Source organism: Streptomyces sp. NBC_00620 (genome assembly GCF_026341825.1).
Classification (GTDB): Bacteria; Actinomycetota; Actinomycetes; order Streptomycetales; family Streptomycetaceae; genus Streptomyces.
Window position 1 is genome coordinate 1,953,732 of sequence record NZ_JAPENY010000001.1, and the last position, 21,583, is coordinate 1,975,314.

Genomic DNA, 21,583 nt, shown 5'->3' on the forward strand with positions numbered 1-21,583 from the left:
CGGGCTCCTTAACTCGTTTGTGCGGTGGGGCGGATGGGGGTCAGACAGTGGCGGCCGCGGTAGCGGCCTCGTTGTCCGCGAGGGCGGCGAGGTAACGCTCGGCGTCGAGAGCGGCGGAGCAGCCAGTGCCGGCCGCGGTGATCGCCTGGCGGTACGTGTGGTCGACGACGTCACCGGCGCCGAAGACACCGGTCAGGTTCGTCCGGGTCGAAGGCGCCTCGACCTTCAGGTAGCCCTCGCCGTCCAGGTCGAGCTGGCCCTTGAAGAGCTCGGTGCGCGGGTCGTGGCCGATCGCGATGAACAGACCGGTCACCGGCAGCTCAGAGATCTCGCTCGTCTTGAGGTTCCGCAGCTTCAGACCGGAAAGCTTCGGGTCACCCTCGATCTCGGCGATTTCGCTGTCCCAGATGAACTTGATCTTCGGGTCGGCGAAGGCGCGCTCCTGCATCGCCTTGGAGGCGCGCAGGGTGTCCCGGCGGTGGACGATCGTCACGGACTTGGCGAAGCGGGAGAGGAAGGTAGCCTCCTCCATCGCGGTGTCCCCGCCGCCGATCACGGCGATGTCGTGGTCCTTGAAGAAGAAGCCGTCACAGGTGGCACACCAGGAGACGCCGCGTCCGGAGAGGGCGTCCTCATTGGGCAGGCCGAGCTTGCGGTGCTGGGAGCCGGTCGTGACGATGACGGCCTTGGCGCGGTGGACGGTGCCCGCAGTGTCCGTGACGGTCTTGATCTCGCCCGCCAGGTCGACGGCGACGACGTCGTCCGGAACGAGCTCGGCACCGAAGCGCTCGGCCTGGGCACGCATGTTGTCCATGAGCTCGGGGCCCATGATGCCGTCCTGGAAGCCGGGGAAGTTCTCCACCTCGGTGGTGTTCATCAGCGCGCCGCCTGCGGTGACGGCGCCCTCGAAGACCAGCGGCTTCAGCGACGCGCGCGCGGTGTAGAGCGCCGCCGTGTAGCCGGCGGGCCCGGAGCCGATGATGATCACGTTACGGACGTCGGTCACGGCTTGATTCCTCGTCTCTGGAGACTGCTGCGTACTGCCGGTGGGAGCCTCTCTCAGAACTCTCACCCCACCCAACGGATCCTAAGGGGCCAGCATTCCCGCTGTGTCCGGGCACACGGAGACGCGGGACCTCAGAGAGAGGCCATGGGGCGTCTGGGCAGGAGCTCGTTCGGCTCTGAGGACCTCAGGACGGGGTGTAGGACTGCGTCAGCAGGAGCTTTCCCGGGGATGCCGAGTCCTTCTTGATGCAGGCGGCGTCGACGATATAGGCCGCGACCTTCGTGCTGTCGGAAGCGTCGGGCTGCACGAGGAGATAGACGCTCGTGCCCTTGTACGTGCCTGGCTCCGCGGCGAGAACGGCCCCGCTGTTCCCCGTTCCCTCCTGGACGCATTCAGGGACGGTCACGGAGGGCGTGTTCAAGGTGCCGATTCCTGGAGACCCGGAACCGGCGTCAGGGGACTCGACTCCCCAGGGTTCCACTCCGCCGGAGCGATTCTCCGTGTTCTTGTTCTTCGTGAGGAGATCGGAGACCTGGCTCTCCAACGTCCCCTCGGAGAAGGTGACCGTCGAACCCGACTCCTGTGGTGCCTCTGCCTGAGAACTCTTGCCCGGGCTGTCATCGCCCATCGTCTGCAGGAGGATCGCGCCCAGCCCCAGTGCTGCGGCCGTAAAGACCGTGCCGATGACGGCGGCCCTACGGCGCCCATGACGCACTCGGTGGGCACGGCCGGGGCCGGTGGCCGCGCGAGGGTGGCCCAGGGGGCGGTCTGCCGAGGAAGGGGAGCCCGAGTCGGGAGACGGGACGAGGACGTCAACGGCCGATGTTTCACGTGAAACACTCGCGCGGTCGTCTTCCGCATCGGAGTCGTGCTCGGGTGCCGTGGCACTCAGCAGAGCTTCCGCAGCCAGAGCGGCATCAATGCGGCCGGCCACATCGGCGGACATGCGTGCCGGGCCCGGCAGGGTGCCGAGCAGACCTCGGATCTCCTCCAGCGAGTCGTACACGTCGGCACAGAGCGGGCAGTCCTCGAGATGCCGTCGCACGTCCTCGGTACGGGTGGGAGGGAGGAGACCTTCGGTGAGGTCGGAGATCTCCGCGACGTCCGGGTGCCCGGCCATATCCGTCGTGGATGTCACGCTCTCCCACCTCCGCCCTTCACAGCAGCTGGATCGCTTGGCCCTGCATCGTGTGGTCCCGCTGCGGGTGGGACGGATGTCCCCTGCGTCCGGTTCCGTCCGCCGCCCGCCTTCTTGCTGTCCTCGCCGCTTCCGTTCTCCGTACGGAGATGGGTGAGCAGCGGGAGCAGTCTGGCTCTGCCGCGAGCGCAGCGGCTCTTCACCGTGCCGATCGGCACGTCGAGGATGCGGGCTGCCTCCGCCACGGGGTAGCCCTGCATGTCCACCAGAACCAGGGCGGCGCGCTGGTCGGGCGGGAGGGTGGACAACGCCTTGAGGAGTTCTCGATGCAGATCGTTGCGCTCGGCCGGAGCGGAGGCGGACTCGTGCGGCTCGAGGAGCTGTTCCAGGCGTTCGGTGTCATCGACGGGAGAGGTCTTCCTGGAAGCGGCCTTGCGGGCGCGATCCAGGCAGGCGTTCACCGTGATGCGGTGCAGCCAGGTGGTGACGGCCGACTGGCCGCGGAAGGTGTGGGCGGCGCGGTAGGCGGAGACCAGGGCGTCCTGGACCGCGTCAGCGGCCTCCTCGCGGTCTCCCAGTGTTCGCAGGGCCACCGCCCAGAGCCGGTCGCGGTGACGCCGCACGAGCTCGCCGAAGGCGTCGGGGTCGCCCTCGACATGGCGAGCGAGGAGGTCCTGATCGCTGGCTTCGCGATATGCGGCTTCATCGGCCATCGGACCCCCTCCCCTTTGTCGACGAGCGTCAGCCGGTGAACTTCACGTCCGTGATGGCTTGCTTGTAGCCGGCGCTGCTGTAGCCGTCGGCAGGAGCACTCGGCACATCGGTGATCCACAGCAGCACGTACCGCGTTTTCATGGACTTCGTAGCCGTCACTTTCGCGGTCGTGCCGCTCGTGGTGACGGTCCCGATCTCCGTCATTCCCTCGACGGACGTCGAGGGAGACAGTGAGTCCGTGGAGTACAAGTGGATCGTCGTGTGGTCTCCCGGATAGCGCAGCCCTATGGAGGCGGCCGAGATCTCCTGGGCCGAGCCGAGGTCGTAGACGATTCCCACGCCGGGCTTGTAGGGCGCCAATTTCGGACCCTCGTTGTACTTCTTGGTGCGCCAGAATGTCGTGCTGTCGCCGTCGTACGTCAGGCCGACATCGCCGGCCGCCTGGGCCTCGCCGCTCGCGACGTATTCCTGCGCGCCCTTGATGGTGATCGGCTCGACCGGCTTGGCCTTGTCGCTCGACTTGTCGTTGCCGTCCGTCGGCTGAGTCTGGTTCGTGTCCTCGGACTTGCCCTGGTCCATGAGCGCGTCCGCGAGCTGCCAGCTGCCGAGGCCCAGCGCGGCGATGAGCAGAGCCGACACGGCCCACTTGAGGGCCTTGCCGGTGCGGCTCTGCAGCGGGGACGGCGGGGCCGGAATGGGTTGCGTCGCGCCCGGGCGTGGTGCTTGGCGGCCGTAGGTGCCCTGCTGGTACGACGTGCGCTGGTACTCCGGCGGGGCGGTGAACGCCGGCTCCGGCGGGCGGATGCGGGGCATCTCGTTGATCGCCTTCACCAGTTCCTCCGGCGTGGTGCACGGAGTTTCGTGGCGGGAGGCGGTCGCGCCGTCGTTGGCCAGCGCGCGCATGGTGAGCTCGGACAGGCCCCGGTGAACGCCTGCCCGCACCTGGTCGGGAGCGATGAGACCGACACCCTTGGGCAGCCCCGACAGACCGTACGCATCGGTGTCGTACGGCCAGCGCTGAGTCAGCGCGGCGTACAGGAGCGCGCCGATCGCCTCCGTGTCGGTGCGCTGCGGGGTGTCGGAGCTGATGCCGCGCAGCGCGGCATTCACCGCGAGCCCGCGGATGCGCCATTGGCCGGACGAGGTGCGCAGTACGGCGCCCGGGGTCAGTCTCAGGTGCGCCAGGCCCTCGCGGTGCGCGGCAGCCATGGCCTGGGAGACCTGGCTGACCATCTGGTACGCGTCGTGCACTTCGAGCGGGCCCGCGGCCAGGCGCGTCGTCAGCTCCGTGGCGTCCGGAAGCCACTCGTGCACCACATAGACGAGGTCGTTCTCCTCGACCGCGTCCAGGACCTGGACGAAGCGGGGATCGCCGAGCAGGGCGGAGGACCGGGCCGCCGCCAGTACTGAGCGGGCCCGCGAATGGTCGGCGGGCAGCAGATGCACACCGACGGCGCGGCGGAGTTTCTCGTCCACCGCACGCCAACTGCTGAAACCGTCCAGACGGGTGACGCACTCCTCGAGGCGATAGCGTCTGGCGAGCTTGTGACCACTGTGCAGTTCGGGCGGTGAGGCCTTTCCGGGACGCTCGGTCCCGCCGCTCCCCTGTGCCTCTTCGCTCTCCGTGTCCCGCTCCCGCTTCTGGGCCACCCCGTCGGCCGTGGACTGGTCCGCCTTGGCGGTCAGCGGCTCGTCACCGCTGTTGTCTGCCACGTCGACGGCAGCCGTGCTCCGTTCCGCCACCGTCGTTCCCGCCTCCCCATCCATTGCGTGCTCCGACGCAGAAACCAATTGTGCCCACAGTCCGCCGCTATGCACGACACGCGGCGGCGGACGATGGTTGTGCGCGTACCCCCGCCTCAGCGCCCCAGGCGCCCGCGGACCATTCCGACCATTGAGTTGAGTTCTTCGATGCGCATCTTCCGCGCCGCGACGTAGAAGACGCCGAGGAGGGCGATCGATCCCGCGACGAGTGCCGCGATCGATCCGAGGACTCCGTGACCGAGCGCCCTGGTGATCGCGAACCCGACCGCGCCACCTGCCAGAGCACCCGGGATGCATGCCAGGCAGAGCCGTGCGTACGTCCGCAGGACACGGGCGCCGTCCAGGTCGCCGTCCAGCCGTCTGCGCAGCCTCTGCCAGGCGACTCCGACGCCGACCATGTACGCCAGGCCGTACGAGCCGGCCATGCCGACGACCGCCCATTGAGCGGGCAGAACCACGTAGCAGAGGGCCGAGGCGGCGGCGTTCACCGCGGCCACGATGACCGTGTTGTAGAAGGGCGTGCGGGTGTCCTCGTAGGCGTAGAAGCCGCGCAGGACCACGTACTGCACCGAGAACGGGATCAGGCCGAGGCCGAACGCCATGAGGACGTACCCCATGGACTGGGCGGCCGGGATGCTGCTGGAGCCGAAGAGCAGGGTGCACATCGGGATGCCCAGGGCGACGAACATGAAGGCGACCGGGACGATCGCGACGGCCGAGGTGCGCAGGCCCTGGGAGATGTCGTCGCGGACGGCACCGGGATCGCCGTCGTGGGCGGCTCGCGAGATCCTCGGCAGCATGGCCGCCATGACGGAGACCGTGATGATCGCCTGCGGCATGCCCCAGATCAGCTGGGCGTTGGAGTAGGCCATGATGCCCGCGCCGCTCTTGCCGGACGCCTTGCCCGCCGCGGTGGCCAGCTGGGTGACGACGAGGACGCCCGCCTGGTTGGCGAGGACGAAGAGCACGGTCCACTTGGCAAGCTGGACCGCCTTGCCGAGGCCGTGGCCCTTCCAGTCGAAGCGCGGGCGGAACCGGAAACCGGTCTCGCGCAGATACGGGATCATCGCCAGGGCCTGCACGACCAGGCCAAGCAGGGTGCCGATGCCGAGCAGGCGGATGCCCTCCGGCGGGATGTTGCTCACCGTCATGCCGGAGTCCGCTGCGGTCCCGTACACCCAGAGGAACATGCCGAAGGTGAAGATCATGACGATGTTGTTGAGGACCGGAGTCCACATCATCGCGCCGAACTTCCCGCGGGCGTTCAGGATCTGGCCCATGACCACATGGACACCCATGAAGAAGATCGTGGGCAGGCAGTAGCGGGCGAAGGAGACGGCGACGTTGTTCGACTCCGGATTGCTCGCGACGGAGTTCGACATCAGCTGGATCAGCAGCGGTGCCGCGAAGACAGCGGCAGCGACGATCACGGCGAGGGCGACCATGACGAGGGTCAGCAGGCGGTTGGCGTAGGCCTCGCCGCCGTCCTCGTCGTCCTTCATGGATCGCACCAGCTGGGGCACGAAGACCGAGTTGAGTCCTCCGCCGACGGTGAGGATGTAGATCATCGTCGGCAGGGTGTAGGCCACGGTCCAGGTGTCGCCGAGTGTCGCGGCACCGAGAGCGGCCGTGATGATCATGGTGCGTACGAAACCGGTGAGCCGGGACACCAGTGTCCCCGCCGCCATCACCGCGCTCGACTGCAGCATCCCCGAAACACGCCCTCCGGACTTCTTCGGAGCGGACGCGGCCGCGGGGGGCGGAGCCTGTGCGGCGGCCGGAGCTGGTTCGGGGGCCGGTGACGGTACGCCGGGCGGACCGGCGTAGGGACGGCCGGCGCCCTGTCCCTGGTCGCGGAAGAGGTGGGCGAAGGCGTCGGGCTCGTGGTGCTGCTCGCCGGCCTGGGTGACCAGGTCGTCGACGCCCACGAACTGGGTGGTGGACGCGTTGTCGCCGTACGGAAGGTGCCGGGTCGGGCCCGCGGGCTCCGGCGGGGGCGTCTGGGCCCAGATGCGCGGATCGGGGGCGTGCTGCGGCGTGGGCGGCTGGGCGTAGAGCGGAGGCTGCGGGTGATACGTGCCGGGGGGCGGCGGAGGGTGCGAGGCGCGGTCGTAGAGCGCCTCGGTCACCGGGTCCTGGGCGGAGAGGTCCTGTGCCCGGTAGGGGTCCTGGGTGTAGGCATCCTGGAAGTACATGTCCGCGGGGGGCCCCTGCGGCAGCTGCCCGGGCTCGGGCGGCGGGCCCTCGGGATAGCCCTCGGGGTAGCCGGAGTTCCCGGTGCCCTGGTCCGGGTAGCCCTCGGGGTAGCCCGAGCTGCCCGCGCCCTGACCGCGGTCACCCTCGTACGGCGCGTTCATGGTTACCCCACCTCATCGTCCCCGGGCCCACCGGCCACGACATCGCTCAACGGTCCACTCTCTCACCCGTGCCGGACGGGTCCGCGCTTTCCGGTGCGGTGTCCGGTGTCGGGTCACTCGGGTGCTCCGGGTCGTCTGCCCCGGACTCCGTGCCGGACTCGCCCGCGGGGTGGTCCTGGGAGTCCTCGGTGTCCTCGGTGGCGTCCGCGTCTTCGTCCGCGCTCTCGTCCCTGCGAGCGTCCTCCTCGGCCTGCCGGGCGGCCGCGCGCTTGCGCTGCGTGTACATCCGGAATCCGGCGAGCACGAGCAGCAGGAAGCCGCCGCCGATGACCAGCATGACCGTCGAGGTGATCTCGGTGACCTTCACCTCGAAGGTGACGGGGTCGCCGTATTCCTGGCCGTCCTGTGTGTACAGCTGGGCGACCACCTTCACTGGGCCGTTGGCCTTGATCGAGGTGTCGAACTTCACCGACTGGCTGTGCTCGCCCGCGACGGTGATCGGCTGCTCGTCGTAGGGGCCGTCGCCGATCTTGAGGCGGGTGGGCTGCTGCGAGGTGAGGCGCAGGACCAGATGGTCGACGCCCTGCACGAGGTTGTTCTGCACGGTCACGGGGATCGTGGCGCTGCGACCGGAGAGCTTCGCGTCGGACTTCTCGATCAGTCTGACCAGGCCGGTGAGTTCGTTGAGGTACGACGAAACGCTTGCGCGGAAGGTAGCCGCCGGAACGGGCCGGCCGCGCCAGGACGTGGACATCCCCCGGTCCATCGCCCTGCCGAACGGAGTGACCACACGGGACTCGTCGGTGAGGATGACCTTGAAGTTGTCGAGACTCGTCTGCGTGTCCCGGATCCACTCGAAGGCCGACTGAGGCAGCTCCTGCTTGCGCAGCGAGGAGGGATACGAGGACTCGGCGGGCACCTTCGTGGTGGCACCCGGGTCCGGCTTGGCCTTGGCGGCCGCGGACAGGCTCTGGGACTCCGACCAGTTCCCGCCCTGGAGCGCCGTCAGTGCCTGCGCCATCGACTGGGCCTGGCTCGCGGACGGCATGCGCTGCGGGGCGACCAGGATGGTGCGCTGCTTCTCCGGCTCCTGCAGGTTGATCGCCAGGCTCTGGGCCAGGAACTTCTGCACGGCGAGCGTGGAGCTGTCGGCCTTCGTCATGTCGCCCTGGAATGCGGTCGACAGCCGGGCGTCCGCGACCACCGCGGTCGTCCCGGCGCCGATGGGGCGGGCGGCGCTCGGCGTGTACGACAGCCCGCCCGTCTCGCGCAGGCTGTCGCTGCGGGCGATCACCTTGTCGGCGCCGGCGGAGGTGGCGACCTTGACGATCGACGGGTCGAGGGCGCCGTCCGCGGGCCAGGCGAAGTCGGTGTTCGGCGTGACGTGGAGGATCGTGTCCACCGTGCTGGCGGCCACGTCCGTGGCGTCCTTGAGGTGACTCAGGGAGCCGGTGACGTTCGTGCCGTTGTGCGCCAGAGACGCCAGGTCGGGGTCGGCGAAGGGGAGGGCGACGACTTCCTTGTCCTCGACCGTCTTCTCCAGCTCGGCGAGCCACTGCTTGGCGATCGCCTGGTTCTTGCCTGCCGTGGTGGTGTCGCCGTCCTGGACCTGGTAGCTGCGCGTCATGGCGTCGACGGAAGCCAGCAGGTCCGGGTCGAGCACCCAGGTGACGTCCAGACTGCTGCCCAAGGACAGCAGCTGGTCCAGCCGGCCGCCCGGGGAGATCTCCTTGGCCAGGTCATCGTTCTCGAAGACGGGGGTCTGCTGCGCGTCCGACCCGGTCTCCGCCGTGAGGTGGACCGTGGAGATCAGTGGCCAGAGGTACGTCGTCTTCGTCTTCGTGTCCGCCGCATCCTCCTGCCAGGGCAGGAACGTCCGCTGGATGCCGAGGATCTGGTCCCACGACTGGGCGGCGGTCCGGCCCGTGAGGGACACGCCGAGCTGGTAGACCCCGTCGGCGCCGAGATCCAGCTCATCGACGGGCACCGAGATGCTGAAGGACTGCGAGACGCCGACGACGAGCTCGGAGAACTTCGCGACGTACGTGCCGCCGACCTCGGAGCCGTCGAGACCCAACTGGAACCCGGTGCGCTTCGCGGCGCTGTCGATCGCGGAGCGGCTGTTGAGAGACGGACCCACCCGCACGCCCACATGGGCGTCTGTGACCGTCTGCTTGCCCTTGTTGGTGACCGTGCCGGAGACCGTGATGGTGTCGCCTGCCGTAGGGGCACTGGGACTGAGCGAGTCGATGGAGACATCGACCGTGCTGGACCCGGTGGCGTCGGCCACAGTGGTCTTCTCGGCGGCGTACGCGGACGTACCGAGGGGCAGCTGGAGCAGCCCGGCCAGCAAGGGCACACCGGCGAGCAGTGCGCCGCTGCGCCGGAGCCACCGGCGGGCAGGTGAGGGACTCATCCCCTGGAAGTCTGCCGCCTCGGCCACGCGCTCGCCCGTCCCTCGTCGTCGTCAGTGGTCGTCGGAATGTGCGTCCACGCATGGTAACGATGCGCGCTGAGGGGAAGTGCCGCGGACTGTGCCACAAGATCGGGGGACCGGGCCGAGTGTCCTGTATGTGTGCGTATTGGCCGTCGTACAGGGAGGGGTCGGCTGTGCACGTTTTATGGAGGCGCCCGCGGGGGCCCCGGCCACGTACCCTTTTCTGTTGTGCCGAACGCCAACGAAGACAACCCCAGTGCCCTGAGTCAGGTGCAGCGCCGCGCAGTGAGTGAACTGCTGCGGGTGTCCCCTGTCGCCGACGAGCTCGCCCGCCGATTCCAGGAGGCCGGGTTCTCACTCGCGCTGGTGGGCGGCTCGGTCCGGGACGCGCTCCTTGGCCGGCTCGGCAACGACCTGGACTTCACGACCGACGCTCGCCCCGAGGACGTACTGAAGATCGTGCGGCCCTGGGCGGATGCCGTGTGGGAGGTGGGGATCGCCTTCGGCACAGTCGGCGCGCAGAAGGACGCCCGGGTGGGCGACGTACAGCAGTCGTTCCAGATCGAGATCACTACGTACCGCTCCGAGGCGTACGACCGGACCTCACGCAAGCCCGAGGTGTCCTACGGCGACTCCATCGAGGAAGATCTCGTGCGCCGTGACTTCACCGTGAACGCGATGGCCGTCGCGCTGCCGGAGAAGGAGTTCATCGACCCGCACGGGGGCCTGGACGACCTGTCCGGTCGCATCCTGCGCACGCCGGGTACCCCTGAGGCGTCCTTCTCCGACGATCCGCTGCGGATGATGCGGGCCGCGCGGTTCGCCGCGCAGCTCGACTTCGAGGTTGCCCCTGAGGTGGTGGCCGCGATGACGGACATGGCGGGGCGCATCGAGATCGTCTCGGCTGAACGGGTGCGGGACGAGCTGAACAAGCTGATCCTTTCCGCGCACCCGCGCAAGGGCCTGACGCTGCTCGTCGACACCGGGCTCTCCGACCACGTGCTGCCTGAACTTCCCGCGCTGCGCCTGGAGCGTGACGAGCACCACCGGCACAAGGACGTCTACGAGCACACGCTGATCGTCCTGGAACAGGCGATGGAGCTGGAGGAGGACGGCCCCGACCTGATCCTCCGGCTCGCCGCGCTGCTGCACGACATCGGCAAGCCGAGGACGCGTCGCTTCGAGAAAGACGGGCGGGTCTCCTTCCACCACCATGAGGTGGTGGGCGCCAAGATGACCAAGAAGCGGATGACGGCGCTGAAGTACTCGAACGACCTCGTGAAGGACGTCTCGCGTCTGGTCGAACTCCACCTGCGCTTCCACGGGTACGGCACCGGAGAGTGGACGGACTCCGCGGTTCGCCGCTATGTACGCGACGCGGGCCCGCTCCTTGGCCGGCTCCACAAGTTGACCCGTTCCGACTGCACCACCCGCAACAAGCGGAGGGCGACCGCGCTCTCCCGCGCGTACGACGGCCTGGAGGAACGCATCGCGCAACTCCAGGAGCAGGAAGAGTTGGACTCGATCCGTCCCGACCTCGACGGCAACGAGATCATGGAGATCCTGGGCATCGGCCCCGGACCGGCCATCGGCCAGGCGTACAAGTTCCTGCTGGAGCTTCGGCTGGAGAACGGGCCCATGGAGCGTGACGCGGCCGTGTCGGCGCTGAAGGAGTGGTGGGCCGAGCAGAGCTGAGGCTCTTGGATCGGGTCGATGTTTCACGTGAAACATCGACCCGGGCTCCAGGAACGGGCGGTGTTTCACGTGAAACACCGCTCCTTGCTTTGCGGCTAAGGCGCCGCCCACCGGAGCTCGAAGCGAGCCAACGCGGCAGCCACCGCCGCGTAGAGCACCGCCACGGTGACGACAAGCGAAACCGAGCGTCCGTCGGGAGGCAGCACCAGTGCGGCCACTGCGGCCGCGCCGACGAAGGCGACGTTGAACAGGACGTCGTAGACGGAGAAGATCCGGCCGCGGAAGCCGTCGTCGACCGAGGACTGCACGATCGTGTCCGTGGCGATCTTCGCGCCCTGTGTGGTCAGACCCAGGACGAAGGCGGCGACCAGCATGGGAGCGGCGGCGAACGGCAGGCCGAGTGCGGGCTCCAGGACGGCGGCAGCGCCGGCGGAGGCGACGATCCAGCCGCCGGGGCCCAGCCGTCCGGCTGCCCAGGGTGTCACCACGGCCGCGGCGAAGAATCCCGCCCCCGAAATACCCAATGCCAGCCCCAGCAGTGCCAGCCCGTCGTCATCCGAGCCGGACGTCCAGGCGTACCGGCACAGCATCAGCACCATGACGGTCAGGGCGCCGTAGCAGAAGCGCATCACCGTCATCGCCATGAGCGCCCAGGCCGCCTGTCGTCGTGCGGGCTCGGCCAGATGGCGCACGCCCGCCGCGAGGCCGTGCGCGGTGCCGGCGAGGGCCGTGGACAGCCTTGACGGCACCAACTCCCGGTCGGGTCCAAGCAGTTCCGGGGCAAGACGCAGAGATGCGAGGGCCGAGCACAGATACAGGGCTGCCCCGACGAGGACGACCGCCGCGTCGGAGTCCGAGCCGACCAGCCGGACGACGAAGGCAAGCCCACCGCCCGTGGTCGCGGCGAGCGTCCCGGCGGTGGGCGACAGGGAGTTGGCCATCACCAGCCGCTCGGAGTCGACGACGCGGGGCAGCGCGGCCGAAAGGCCGGACAGGACAAAGCGGTTGACCGCGGTGACGCACAGAGCGGAGACGTAGAAGAGCCAGTCGGGGACATGGCTCAGCATCAGGACGGCCGTCACACACGCCAGTGCCGCCCGCAGCAGGTTGCCGTACAGAAAGACCTGGCGGCGCCGCCAGCGGTCCAGCAGGACGCCCGCGAAGGGGCCGATGAGGGAGTACGGGAGCAGCAGTACCGCCATGGCGGAGGCGATCGAGCCGGCCGAGGTCTGCTTCTCCGGTGAGAAGACGACGTACGTGGCGAGCGCGACCTGGTAGACCCCGTCGGCGCCCTGGGACAGCAGTCGTACGCCGAGCAGACGCCTGAACCCCTGGAAGCGCAGGAGTACGCGCAGGTCACGTACGACAGCCATGGAGCACAGCCTCACATACGAGGAGGGTCCCCGGGCGGAATGCCCGGGGACCCTCAACAGCCATCAACGAGACGGGCTTTAGCGCTCGACCTCGCCCTTGATGAACTTCTCGACGTTGGCGTAGGCCTCGTCGTCGAAGTACTGCACCGGCGGGGACTTCATGAAGTAGCTCGACGCGGAGAGGATCGGGCCGCCGATGCCGCGGTCCTTGGCGATCTTCGCGGCGCGCAGGGCGTCGATGATGACACCCGCGGAGTTCGGGGAGTCCCAGACCTCGAGCTTGTACTCCAGGCTCAGCGGGACGTCGCCGAAGGCGCGGCCCTCGAGGCGGACGTACGCCCACTTGCGGTCGTCCAGCCACTGGACGTAGTCCGACGGGCCGATGTGGACGTTCTTCTCGCCCAGGTCGCGGTCGGGGATCTGCGAGGTGACGGCCTGCGTCTTCGAGATCTTCTTGGACTCGAGGCGGTCGCGCTCCAGCATGTTCTTGAAGTCCATGTTGCCGCCGACGTTGAGCTGCATGGTGCGCTCAAGACGGACACCGCGGTCCTCGAACAGCTTCGCCATCACACGGTGCGTGATGGTGGCGCCGACCTGCGACTTGATGTCGTCGCCGACGATCGGGACGCCCGCCTCGGTGAACTTGTCCGCCCACTCCTTGGTGCCGGCGATGAAGACCGGGAGGGCGTTGACGAAGGCGACCTTGGCGTCGATGGCGCACTGGGCGTAGAACTTCGCCGCGTCCTCGGAACCGACGGGCAGGTAGCAGATGAGGACGTCGACCTGGCGGTCCTTGAGGATCTGGACGACGTCGACCGGCTCCTCGGCGGACTCCTCGATGGTCATGCGGTAGTACTTGCCGAGACCGTCGAGGGTGTGACCGCGCTGGACCGTGACGCCCTTGTTCGGGACGTCGCAGATCTTGATGGTGTTGTTCTCGCTGGCACCGATGGCGTCGGAGAGGTCGAGGCCGACCTTCTTCGCGTCGACGTCGAAGGCGGCGACGAACTCGATGTCACGGACGTGGTACTCGCCGAACTGGACGTGCATCAGGCCGGGCACCTTGGCCGCCGGGTCGGCGTCCTTGTAGTACTCGACGCCCTGCACCAGCGAGGCGGCACAGTTGCCCACGCCGACAATGGCTACGCGAACCGAACCCATTCCGATTGCTCCCTGTATGTACTGGTGAAACCCCGACCGGGTCTCACGTGGTGGTGTCGTCGGACGGATCCGGCCGGGAGCTGTCCCGGTGCCGGGGCAGGCCGCCCGCCTCGCCAGATGTGCTGTCGTGCTGAGCTGAGCCCTCGGAGGCGGAACTCTTGACGTCCCGCCCCGCTCGCTCGCTCTCGATGAGCTCGTTCAGCCAGCGCACTTCGCGCTCCACGGACTCCATTCCGTGGCGCTGGAGCTCAAGCGTGTAGTCGTCGAGGCGCTCCCGGGTGCGCGCCAGAGAGGCGCGCATCTTCTCCAGGCGCTCCTCGAGGCGGCTGCGGCGGCCCTCCAGTACGCGCATGCGTACATCGCGTGACGTCTGCCCGAAGAAAGCGAAGCGAGCCGCGAAGTGCTCGTCCTCGTACGCGTCGGGACCCGTCTGGGAGAGCAGCTCCTCGAAGTGCTCCTTACCTTCCGCCGTCAATCGATAGACGATCTTGGCGCGACGCCCCGCAAGTGGAGCGGCGAGGGCGTCCTCGGGTGTGGCCCCCGGCTCCTCGATCAACCAGCCGTTGGCGACCAGCGTCTTGAGGCAGGGGTAGAGCGTGCCGTAGCTGAAGGCACGGAACACACCCAGTGACGTGTTGAGTCGTTTGCGCAGCTCATAGCCGTGCATTGGAGACTCGCGGAGCAGGCCGAGTACGGCGAACTCGAGGATCCCGGAACGCCGGCTCATGTCGCCTCCTCCCTGTCGCTGTCTCCTCGGCACGGTCTTTATGCCGCGCTGATGTATCGACTCGATACATCGACACGATAGAACGGCCACTCGGATGCGGCAAGAGGGGTCACGGTGAACGGCGTCACATCACCGATTCATACGAAGCAAGTTGCCTGATTTGGGGTGAACTTCGGCCCTAGGCGGGTTTTGACGGTGCGTAGTCTGTGCGGCATGCACACCACGGGGAACCAAGTGACGTCTGAGGACGTCACCGTCCTCGGTGCAGTACGGGTGAATGCGATTACGACCGCATCCGTACTTCGGGGGGACCGGAAACCAGCCGCAGCCGCTTCCAGGCGCGCATGGGTGCGCCTGCCCGAGGAGTAATCGTTCGATGAGCGAGCACCGTCGCAAACTGCCGCAGTCGCAGGAAGGCGGACGTGCCGCGGCCCGACGCGGCCAGTCCGGCTCGACCTCTGGCCGCCGCGGGGCACCGCGCAGCGCCACCGGGTCTCCTTCCGACTCCTATGGGTCGGGGGGTGAAGAGGAGCGCTCGTACGGTGGCCGTGCCGAGGCCCGCCGTGCGGCGCAGAGAAGCAGCGGCAGCCGACGCAGAGGAGCCGACGGCGCCGGAAACGGCGGCCCCGGAGGCGGAGGCCGACGTGGCGGCCCCGGGGGCCCGACCGGGCCCGGGCGTGGCCGCGGCCGTGCATCCGGGCCCGTGAAGAAGCGCATCATCGACTATCCGCGCGCGGATAAGTACGGCGCGGCGCGCTGGATTCCGTCCTGGAAGCTGGTCTCGGGGCTGTTCATCGGCTTCTGCGGCAGCCTGGTGGCGGTTGCAGGCGTCGCGTACGCCCTGGTGGGCGTCCCGGACGTCGCCAAGACCGCCGAGGCACAGAACAACGTCTACTACTGGGCCGACGGCAGCCAGATGGTCGCCACAGGTGGTGAGACGAACCGCCAGATCATCAGCTACGCGCAGATCCCCAAGGAGATGCGGTACGCGGTGATGTCGGCCGAGAACAAGACGTTCGAGACCGACAGCGGCGTCGACCCGATGGGTATCGCCCGAGCCTTCGTCAACATGGCCAAGGGCGGCCAGACGCAGGGTGGCTCCACCATCACCCAGCAGTTCGTGAAGAACGCGATGCTGGACGACCAGTCGCAGACGGTCTCCCGCAAGTTCAAGGAGCTGTTCGTCTCCATAAAGGTCGGTGCCTCCATGGACAAGGAGGACATCATGGCCGGCTACCTGAACTCGGCGTACTACGGGCGCAACGCCTACGGCATCCAGGCGGCGGCGCGCGCCTACTTCGACAAGGACGCCACGGACCTGAACGCGAGCGAGTGCGCCTTCCTGGCGGCGATGCTCAAGGGCGCCACGTACTACGACCCCGCGGGTGCCGTGTCGATCGACCCGTCCGCCACTCCCAAGGCCAACCGCGCGCGCGCCGAGTACCGGTGGAAGTGGATTCTCGACGAAGAGGTCAAGGACGGGCACCTGACCGCCACCGAGCGGGCCAAGTACAAGACCTTCCCCAAGTACCAGAGTCCGCGGTCGAACGCCCAGCTGAGCGGCCAGATCGGTTACCTCGTCGACCTGGCCAACTCGTACCTCATCAACAACAAGACCGGGATCACTCAGGACCAGCTTCAGCAGGGCGGCTACGAGATCCATACGACCTTCGAGAAGAAGAAGGTCGCCGCGCTCGAAGCTTCCGTGAAGGAAGTCCAGGACAAGAACATCGATCCCAAGAAGCGCCCGGACACGGACACCTACGTCCAGTTCGGCGGGGCCTCCGTGGACCCGGAGAGCGGCGCGATCAAGGCCATCTACGGTGGCGTGGACGCGACCAAGCACTTCACCGACAACGCCGATGCGACTGGTGCCCAGGTCGGTTCGACGTTCAAGCCGTTCGTGCTGGCGGCCGCCATGTCCTGGGGTGTACGAGACAAGGATGGTGACGCGGTCCAGGCGCAGGACGAGCGCACCGTCGTTTCCCCCGACAGTCTCTACAGCGGCAAGAACAAGCTGAAGATCCAGGACTACGACGGCACCGTCTGGACGGACAAGGACGACAAGGAGTGGCTGCAGACGAACGACGGCGGTGAGTCGTACAACGCGCCGAGCTACGACATCGACCTCCGCGAGGCGATGCGCAACTCCGTCAACTCCGCCTACGTCCAGCTGGGCATGGATGTCGGCCTGGACAAGGTCAAGGAGGCCGCTGTGGATGCGGGCGTCCTGGAGTCGAGCCTTGCCAGCGCCAGCTTCCCGTCGTTCTCCCTCGGTACCTCCGACCCGAGTGCCATCCGTATGGCTGGTGCGTACGCCACCTTCGCGGCCAGCGGCAAGCAGAACGATCCGTATTCGGTCGAGAAGGTCACCGACCAGGACGGCACCGTCTTCCAGCACGAGGGCACTGCCAAGGACGCCTTCACCGCGAAGGTCGCCGACAACGTCACCGACGTCCTCAAGACCGTGGTCGAGAAGGGAACCGGTACCGCCGCCCAGCTGACGGGCCGGGATGTGGCCGGTAAGACCGGTACCACCGACGGCAACAAGTCCGCCTGGTTCGTCGGGTACACCCCGCAGCTGTCGACCGCGATCGGCATGTACCGCATGGACGACGACGAGACCAAGAAGGATCGCGAGTTCCTGGAGATGTACGGCACGGGTGGCGAGAAGAAGATCCACGGTGCCTCGTTCCCGGCCCAGATCTGGCACGACTACATGGAGCAGGCGCTCAAGGGCGAGAAGGCGGTGGACTTCCCGGAGCCCGAGGACATCGGTGAGGTCATCAACGACACCCCGAGCCCGAGCGTGACCCCCTCGCCCACCGAGAGCGAGGTGGAGAGCGCGACGCCGACTCCGACGCCCACCCTGACCACGACGTCTCCCACGCCCACGACGAGCGAGACCTGCGGCAACTTCGACTGGAACTGCTCCGAAACCGGTGGGACGGACACCGGCGGGACAGACACCGGCGGCACGGACGGAGGGGTGTCGGCCACGCCATCGGAGTCCACCAGCAGCAGTAACGGCAACAGCAATGGGAACGGCAACGGAGGGCTCTTCGGAGGATCGAGCGGATAGCCGCCTCCGTGTGTGTTTCACGTGAAACACACCGTTTCACGTGAAACGAGGGCCGTCGCACCGACCAGGTGTGGCGGCCCTCGCCGCATTCCTAGGTGCGTACGGCAGGATGTGCGGCATGCCCAGTGCAGAGACGACGCGAGCGAGCGTCCGCGAGCCGGAGCCGGTACGGCCGACCAGGGAAGACGAGGTCGCCGCGACCGGCAGTGAGCTGATCGGCGGCCCCATCGGACGACGGGCCCTTCTCGGGACGTCCTGGTGGACCCCCGTACGGGTCGTCGCACTCGTGGCGATTGGTGTGTTCGCCCTTGGCATGGTGCAGAAGCTGCCGTGCTACGACGGCGCATGGTTCTTCGGGGCCAGCTCCCAGTACACGCACGCGTGCTACTCGGACATCCCGCACCTTTATCAGGGGCGCGGCTTCGCCGACGGCCTTGTGCCGTACTTCGACAGGCTCCCCGGCGACATGGAGTACCTCGAGTACCCGGTGCTGACCGGCGTGTTCATGGAGGTCGCGTCCTGGCTCACTCCGGGCAGCGGCAGCATCCAGGACCAGGAGCAGATCTACTGGATGGTCAACGCCGGGATGCTGATGGTGTGCGCGGCGGTCATCGCCGTATGCACCGCGCGCACCCACCGTAGGCGGCCCTGGGACGGCCTTCTGGTCGCCCTGGCGCCCGCTTTCGCGCTCACGGCCACCATCAATTGGGATCTCCTCGCTGTGGCCCTCCTGGCCGCCGCGATGCTCATGTGGTCGCGAGGCCGTGTTCTGGCGTTCGGTGTGCTCATCGGGCTCGCCACGGCCGCCAAGTTCTATCCGTTCCTGCTGCTCGGACCGTTGTTCCTGCTGTGCTGGCGAGCGGGTAAATGGCGAGAGTTCGGGACCGCGCTGCTCGGCGCGGTCGGAGCCTGGCTCGTCGTGAATCTTCCGGTGATGTATCTCGCGCCGGACGGGTGGGCGAAGTTCTACAGCTTCAGTCAGGAACGGGGCGTCGACTTCGGTTCGATCTTCCTGTTCCTCTCGAACTGGTTGAAGATCACGATCACCGCCGACACGGCGAACACGTGGGCGCTGATCATGATGCTGCTCGTCTGCGTGGGCCTGACCGCGGTCACGCTCACCGCCCCGCGCCGCCCCCGCTTCGCTCAGCTCGCCTTCCTGATCGTCGCGGCCTTCATCCTCACCAACAAGGTCTACTCACCGCAGTACGTGCTGTGGCTGGTCCCCCTCGCCGCGCTGGCCCGGCCGCGCTGGCGGGACTTCCTGATCTGGCAGGCGTGCGAGGTCGCGTACTTCCTGGGGATCTGGATGTACCTCGCCTACACGACCAGCGGGGACGCTCACAAGGGTCTGCCGACCGAGGGCTACCAAGTCGCCATCGCTGTCCACCTGTTGGGGACGCTGTACCTGTGCGCCGTGGTCGTGCGCGACATCTTCATGCCCGAGCGGGACATGGTGCGCCGCGCCGGTGACGACGATCCGTCGGGCGGGGTGCTGGACGGTGCGGAGGACGTCTTCGTGTTCGGGGCCGCGGCCCATCCGCCGCGGCACGCCGCGCACTTCGAGGGGCCCCAGGTGGAGTGGGGCAGTGGAAGCGCGACCGCTGGAGACCGTTCGCCCTGAGCGAACAGGACGCGGGGAAGCCACGCAGAAGGCCGTACACGGACACCGTGTACGGCCTTTTGGCTGGCCCAGAGGATCGCGGCCCCAGGGTCAGCCTTCGACGATGCGGTCGAACTGCGTGGTGGTGTGCCGCAGATGGGCCACGAGTTCGTCGCCGACCTTCGGCTCCGTGGCGTCGGAAGGTACGAAAAGGATGGACACCTGCATGTGCGGGGGTTCCGCGAACCAGCGCTGCTTGCCCGCCCAGACGAACGGGGAAAGGTTCCGGTTGACCGTCGCGAGGCCGGCGCGGGCGACGCCCTTGGCGCGCGGCATGACACCGTGCAGCGCCTTCGGAGCCTCCAGGCCCACACCGTGCGACGTACCGCCCGCGACGACCACCAGCCATCCGTCGGAGGCGGCCTTCTGCTGGCGGTAGCCGAAGCGGTCGCCCTTGGAGACGCGCGTGACGTCCAGGACGGCCCCGCGGTACTCGGTCGCCTCGTGGTCCCCCAGCCACAGCCGCGTGCCGATGCGGGCGCGGAAGCGGGTCTGCGGGAACTGCTGCTGGAGGCGGGCGAGTTCCTCGGCCTTGAGGTGGCTGACGAACATCGTGTGCAGCGGCAGACGGGCAGCACGCAGGCGGTCCATCCAGCCGATGACCTCCTCGACGGCGTCCGAGCCGTCGGTGCGGTCCAGCGGCAGGTGGATGGCGAAGCCCTCCAGCCGGACGTTCTCTATGGCGGAGTGCAGATGCGGCAGGTCCTGCTCGCTGACTCCGTGCCGCTTCATCGAGGACATCACCTCGATGACGACGCGGGCGCCCACAAGGCCGTACACGCCGTCGATGGACGACACGGAGCGGATCACACGGTCGGGCAGCGGTACCGGCTCCTCGCCTCGCCTGAAAGGCGTCAGGACCAGCAGGTCACCGCCGAACCAGTCCTTGATCCGGGCGGCTTCGTACGTGGTGCCGACGGCGAGGACGTCCGAGCCCAGGCGGGTGGCCTCGTCAGCGAGGCGCTCGTGGCCGAAGCCGTACCCGTTGCCCTTGCAGACGGGGACCAGCCCCGGAAACTGCTCGGACACCTGCTTGTGGTGTGCCCGCCAGCGCGCGGTGTCGACGTAGAGCGTGAGCGCCATGGCCGGTCCCGGAACCTTTCTCGTGGCTGCGGTGTATCAGAGGTATGAAGGGAAATTGTGGCGGCTTCGCCGGACCGACGGAGCGATGCCGGGCCGGGTCAGGGGCACGGCATGCGGATCGGGCCGGGTCAGCGGCGCGACATGTAGATGTCGAGCGCCTTGTGGAGCAGCTTGTTGAGCGGGAAGTCCCATTCGCCGAGGTACTCGGCGGCCTCCCCGCCCGTGCCCACCTTGAACTGGATCAGGCCGAAGAGGTGGTCGGTCTCGTCCAGCGAGTCGGAGATGCCGCGCAGGTCATAAACGGTCGCCCCAAGCGCGTACGAGTCGCGCAGCATGCGCCACTGCATCGCGTTCGAGGGCCGGACCTCCCGCCCGATGTTGTCCGAGGCGCCGTACGAGTACCAGACGTGTCCGCCGACGACCAGCATCGTCGCTGCGGACAGGTTCACGCCGTCGTGCCGGGCGAAGTAGAGCCGCATGCGGTTGGGGTCCTCGGTGTTGAGGGCCGTCCACATGCGCTGGAAGTACGACAGAGGGCGGGGCCGGAAGTGATCGCGGACGGCCGTGATCTCGTACAGCCGCTGCCACTCCTCCAGGTCCTGGTAACCGCCCTGGACGACCTCGACGCCCGCCTTCTCGGCCTTCTTGATGTTGCGGCGCCACAGCTGGTTGAAGTTCTTGTGGACCTCTTCCAGGGAGCGGTTGGCGAGCGGCACCTGGAAGACGTACCGCGGTTGTACGTCGCCGAAGCCGGCGCCGCCGTCCTCACCCTGCTGCCAGCCCATGCGGCGCAGTTTGTCGGCGACCTCGAAGGCGCGCGGTTCGATGAAGTCGGCCTCGATGTCGCGCAGTCGCTTCACGTCCGGGTTCTGGATGCCGCCCTTGATGGACGCGGCCTCCCAGCGCCGGATGATCACCGGCGGGCCCATCTTCACGGAGAAGGCACCCTGCTGCTTGAGATGCGCGAGCATCGGCTGCAGCCAGTCGCCGAGGTTCGGGGCGAACCAGTTGATGACCGGACCCTCGGGCAGGTAGGCGAGATAACGCTTGATCTTGGGCAGCTGGCGGTACAGCACAAGACCCGCCCCGACCATCTCGCCGGTCCTGTCGTCGAACCACCCGAGGCTCTCGGAGCGCCACTCCGCCTTGACGTCTGCCCAGGCCGGGACCTGCATGTGGCTGGCCGCGGGCAGACTCTGGATGTACGCCAGATGCTGCTCACGGCTGATGGTCCTCAGGGTCAGGCTCATTCGGGGCGCTCCTCGGGCTGGTGTGTCCCCATGGGTACAGGGGCTCCGGCTCTCGCGCCGAAGCCTACTGCGCCCTGTGAGCGCCCCGTCTGGCCGTATGGAACCTGCGCCCTGACCGATACGCGGCCAGGAC

At 68.0% G+C, this 21,583-nt stretch carries 14 protein-coding genes; 3 read left to right on the forward strand and 11 right to left on the reverse strand.

All coding sequences use genetic code 11. From position 1 onward, the window contains the following. Nucleotides 1-40: 40 nt before the first annotated feature. From trxB to OG246_RS09010, 6 genes are all read right to left on the reverse strand, one after another. Complete coding sequence (trxB, locus tag OG246_RS08985) at nt 41-1,006, reverse strand: thioredoxin-disulfide reductase (RefSeq protein ID WP_266458414.1); 966 nt, start codon at nt 1,004-1,006, stop codon at nt 41-43. Nucleotides 1,007-1,190: 184 nt separating this feature from the next. After that, nucleotides 1,191-2,144 (reverse strand): anti-sigma factor, encoded by a 954-nt coding sequence (locus OG246_RS08990; RefSeq protein ID WP_266458417.1) that lies wholly within the window; start codon nt 2,142-2,144, stop codon nt 1,191-1,193. Continuing rightward, nucleotides 2,141-2,857, reverse strand: coding sequence for an RNA polymerase sigma factor SigM (sigM, locus tag OG246_RS08995; protein WP_266458420.1), 717 nt, complete (start codon nt 2,855-2,857; stop codon nt 2,141-2,143). The genes OG246_RS08990 and sigM overlap by 4 nt, the downstream gene beginning before the upstream one ends. 28 nt (nt 2,858-2,885) lie before the next feature. Beyond that, complete coding sequence (locus OG246_RS09000; protein WP_266458423.1) at nt 2,886-4,601, reverse strand: protein kinase family protein; 1,716 nt, start codon at nt 4,599-4,601, stop codon at nt 2,886-2,888. A gap of 116 nt (nt 4,602-4,717) precedes the next feature. After that, nucleotides 4,718-6,979: a murein biosynthesis integral membrane protein MurJ gene (murJ, locus tag OG246_RS09005; RefSeq protein ID WP_266458426.1), complete on the reverse strand. Its 2,262-nt coding sequence runs from the start codon at nt 6,977-6,979 to the stop codon at nt 4,718-4,720. Between the two features lie 46 nt (nt 6,980-7,025). Beyond that, nucleotides 7,026-9,422 carry a DUF6049 family protein gene (locus tag OG246_RS09010; RefSeq protein ID WP_266458429.1) on the reverse strand — a complete coding sequence of 799 codons (2,397 nt, stop codon included), beginning with the start codon at nt 9,420-9,422 and terminating at the stop codon, nt 7,026-7,028. 222 nt (nt 9,423-9,644) lie between these two features. Here OG246_RS09010 and OG246_RS09015 point away from each other — a divergent pair, with 222 nt between their 5' ends. After that, the gene (locus OG246_RS09015; RefSeq protein ID WP_266458432.1) at nt 9,645-11,111 is read left to right on the forward strand and encodes a CCA tRNA nucleotidyltransferase; all 1,467 of its coding nucleotides are present in this window, start codon (nt 9,645-9,647) and stop codon (nt 11,109-11,111) included. 95 nt (nt 11,112-11,206) lie between these two features. On the opposite strand, the gene OG246_RS09020 is transcribed toward OG246_RS09015, so the two are convergent. The 3 genes from OG246_RS09020 to OG246_RS09030 all read right to left on the reverse strand — a co-directional run bounded on the left by OG246_RS09020 (nt 11,207) and on the right by OG246_RS09030 (nt 14,372). Then, complete coding sequence (locus OG246_RS09020) at nt 11,207-12,484, reverse strand: MFS transporter (RefSeq protein ID WP_266458435.1); 1,278 nt, start codon at nt 12,482-12,484, stop codon at nt 11,207-11,209. 78 nt (nt 12,485-12,562) lie between these two features. Next, nucleotides 12,563-13,645 carry an inositol-3-phosphate synthase gene (locus tag OG246_RS09025; RefSeq protein ID WP_266458438.1) on the reverse strand — a complete coding sequence of 361 codons (1,083 nt, stop codon included), beginning with the start codon at nt 13,643-13,645 and terminating at the stop codon, nt 12,563-12,565. A gap of 43 nt (nt 13,646-13,688) precedes the next feature. Continuing rightward, a complete protein-coding gene (locus OG246_RS09030) occupies nt 13,689-14,372 on the reverse strand; it encodes a PadR family transcriptional regulator (protein WP_266458441.1) in 684 nt (227 codons plus the stop codon). Between the two features lie 376 nt (nt 14,373-14,748). Between OG246_RS09030 and OG246_RS09035 the strand changes: the two genes are divergently transcribed. Both OG246_RS09035 and OG246_RS09040 read left to right on the forward strand, forming a co-directional pair. Further along, complete coding sequence (locus tag OG246_RS09035; protein ID WP_266458444.1) at nt 14,749-17,454, forward strand: transglycosylase domain-containing protein; 2,706 nt, start codon at nt 14,749-14,751, stop codon at nt 17,452-17,454. 118 nt (nt 17,455-17,572) lie between these two features. Next, entirely contained in the window at nt 17,573-19,078 is a 1,506-nt protein-coding gene (locus OG246_RS09040; protein WP_266458447.1) for a glycosyltransferase family 87 protein, read from the forward strand. Between the two features lie 90 nt (nt 19,079-19,168). On the opposite strand, the gene OG246_RS09045 is transcribed toward OG246_RS09040, so the two are convergent. Continuing rightward, nucleotides 19,169-20,200: an alanine racemase gene (locus OG246_RS09045; protein ID WP_266458449.1), complete on the reverse strand. Its 1,032-nt coding sequence runs from the start codon at nt 20,198-20,200 to the stop codon at nt 19,169-19,171. Nucleotides 20,201-20,328: 128 nt separating this feature from the next. Beyond that, a complete protein-coding gene (gene femX, locus OG246_RS09050) occupies nt 20,329-21,450 on the reverse strand; it encodes a peptidoglycan bridge formation glycyltransferase FemX (RefSeq protein ID WP_266458452.1) in 1,122 nt (373 codons plus the stop codon). Nucleotides 21,451-21,583: the final 133 nt, after the last annotated feature.

Excerpts from the sequence above, each read along its gene's own strand:
- sigM (WP_266458420.1), bottom strand. The coding sequence starts at position 2,857 with ATGGCCGATGAAGCCGCATATCGCGAAGCCAGCGATCAGGACCTCCTC.
- murJ (WP_266458426.1), bottom strand. The coding sequence starts at position 6,979 with ATGAACGCGCCGTACGAGGGTGACCGCGGTCAGGGCGCGGGCAGCTCG.
- OG246_RS09020 (WP_266458435.1), bottom strand. The coding sequence starts at position 12,484 with ATGGCTGTCGTACGTGACCTGCGCGTACTCCTGCGCTTCCAGGGGTTC.
- OG246_RS09025 (WP_266458438.1), bottom strand. The coding sequence starts at position 13,645 with ATGGGTTCGGTTCGCGTAGCCATTGTCGGCGTGGGCAACTGTGCCGCC.
- OG246_RS09030 (WP_266458441.1), bottom strand. The coding sequence starts at position 14,372 with ATGAGCCGGCGTTCCGGGATCCTCGAGTTCGCCGTACTCGGCCTGCTC.
- OG246_RS09035 (WP_266458444.1), top strand. The coding sequence starts at position 14,749 with ATGAGCGAGCACCGTCGCAAACTGCCGCAGTCGCAGGAAGGCGGACGT.
- OG246_RS09040 (WP_266458447.1), top strand. The coding sequence starts at position 17,573 with ATGCCCAGTGCAGAGACGACGCGAGCGAGCGTCCGCGAGCCGGAGCCG.
- OG246_RS09045 (WP_266458449.1), bottom strand. The coding sequence starts at position 20,200 with ATGGCGCTCACGCTCTACGTCGACACCGCGCGCTGGCGGGCACACCAC.
- femX (WP_266458452.1), bottom strand. The coding sequence starts at position 21,450 with ATGAGCCTGACCCTGAGGACCATCAGCCGTGAGCAGCATCTGGCGTAC.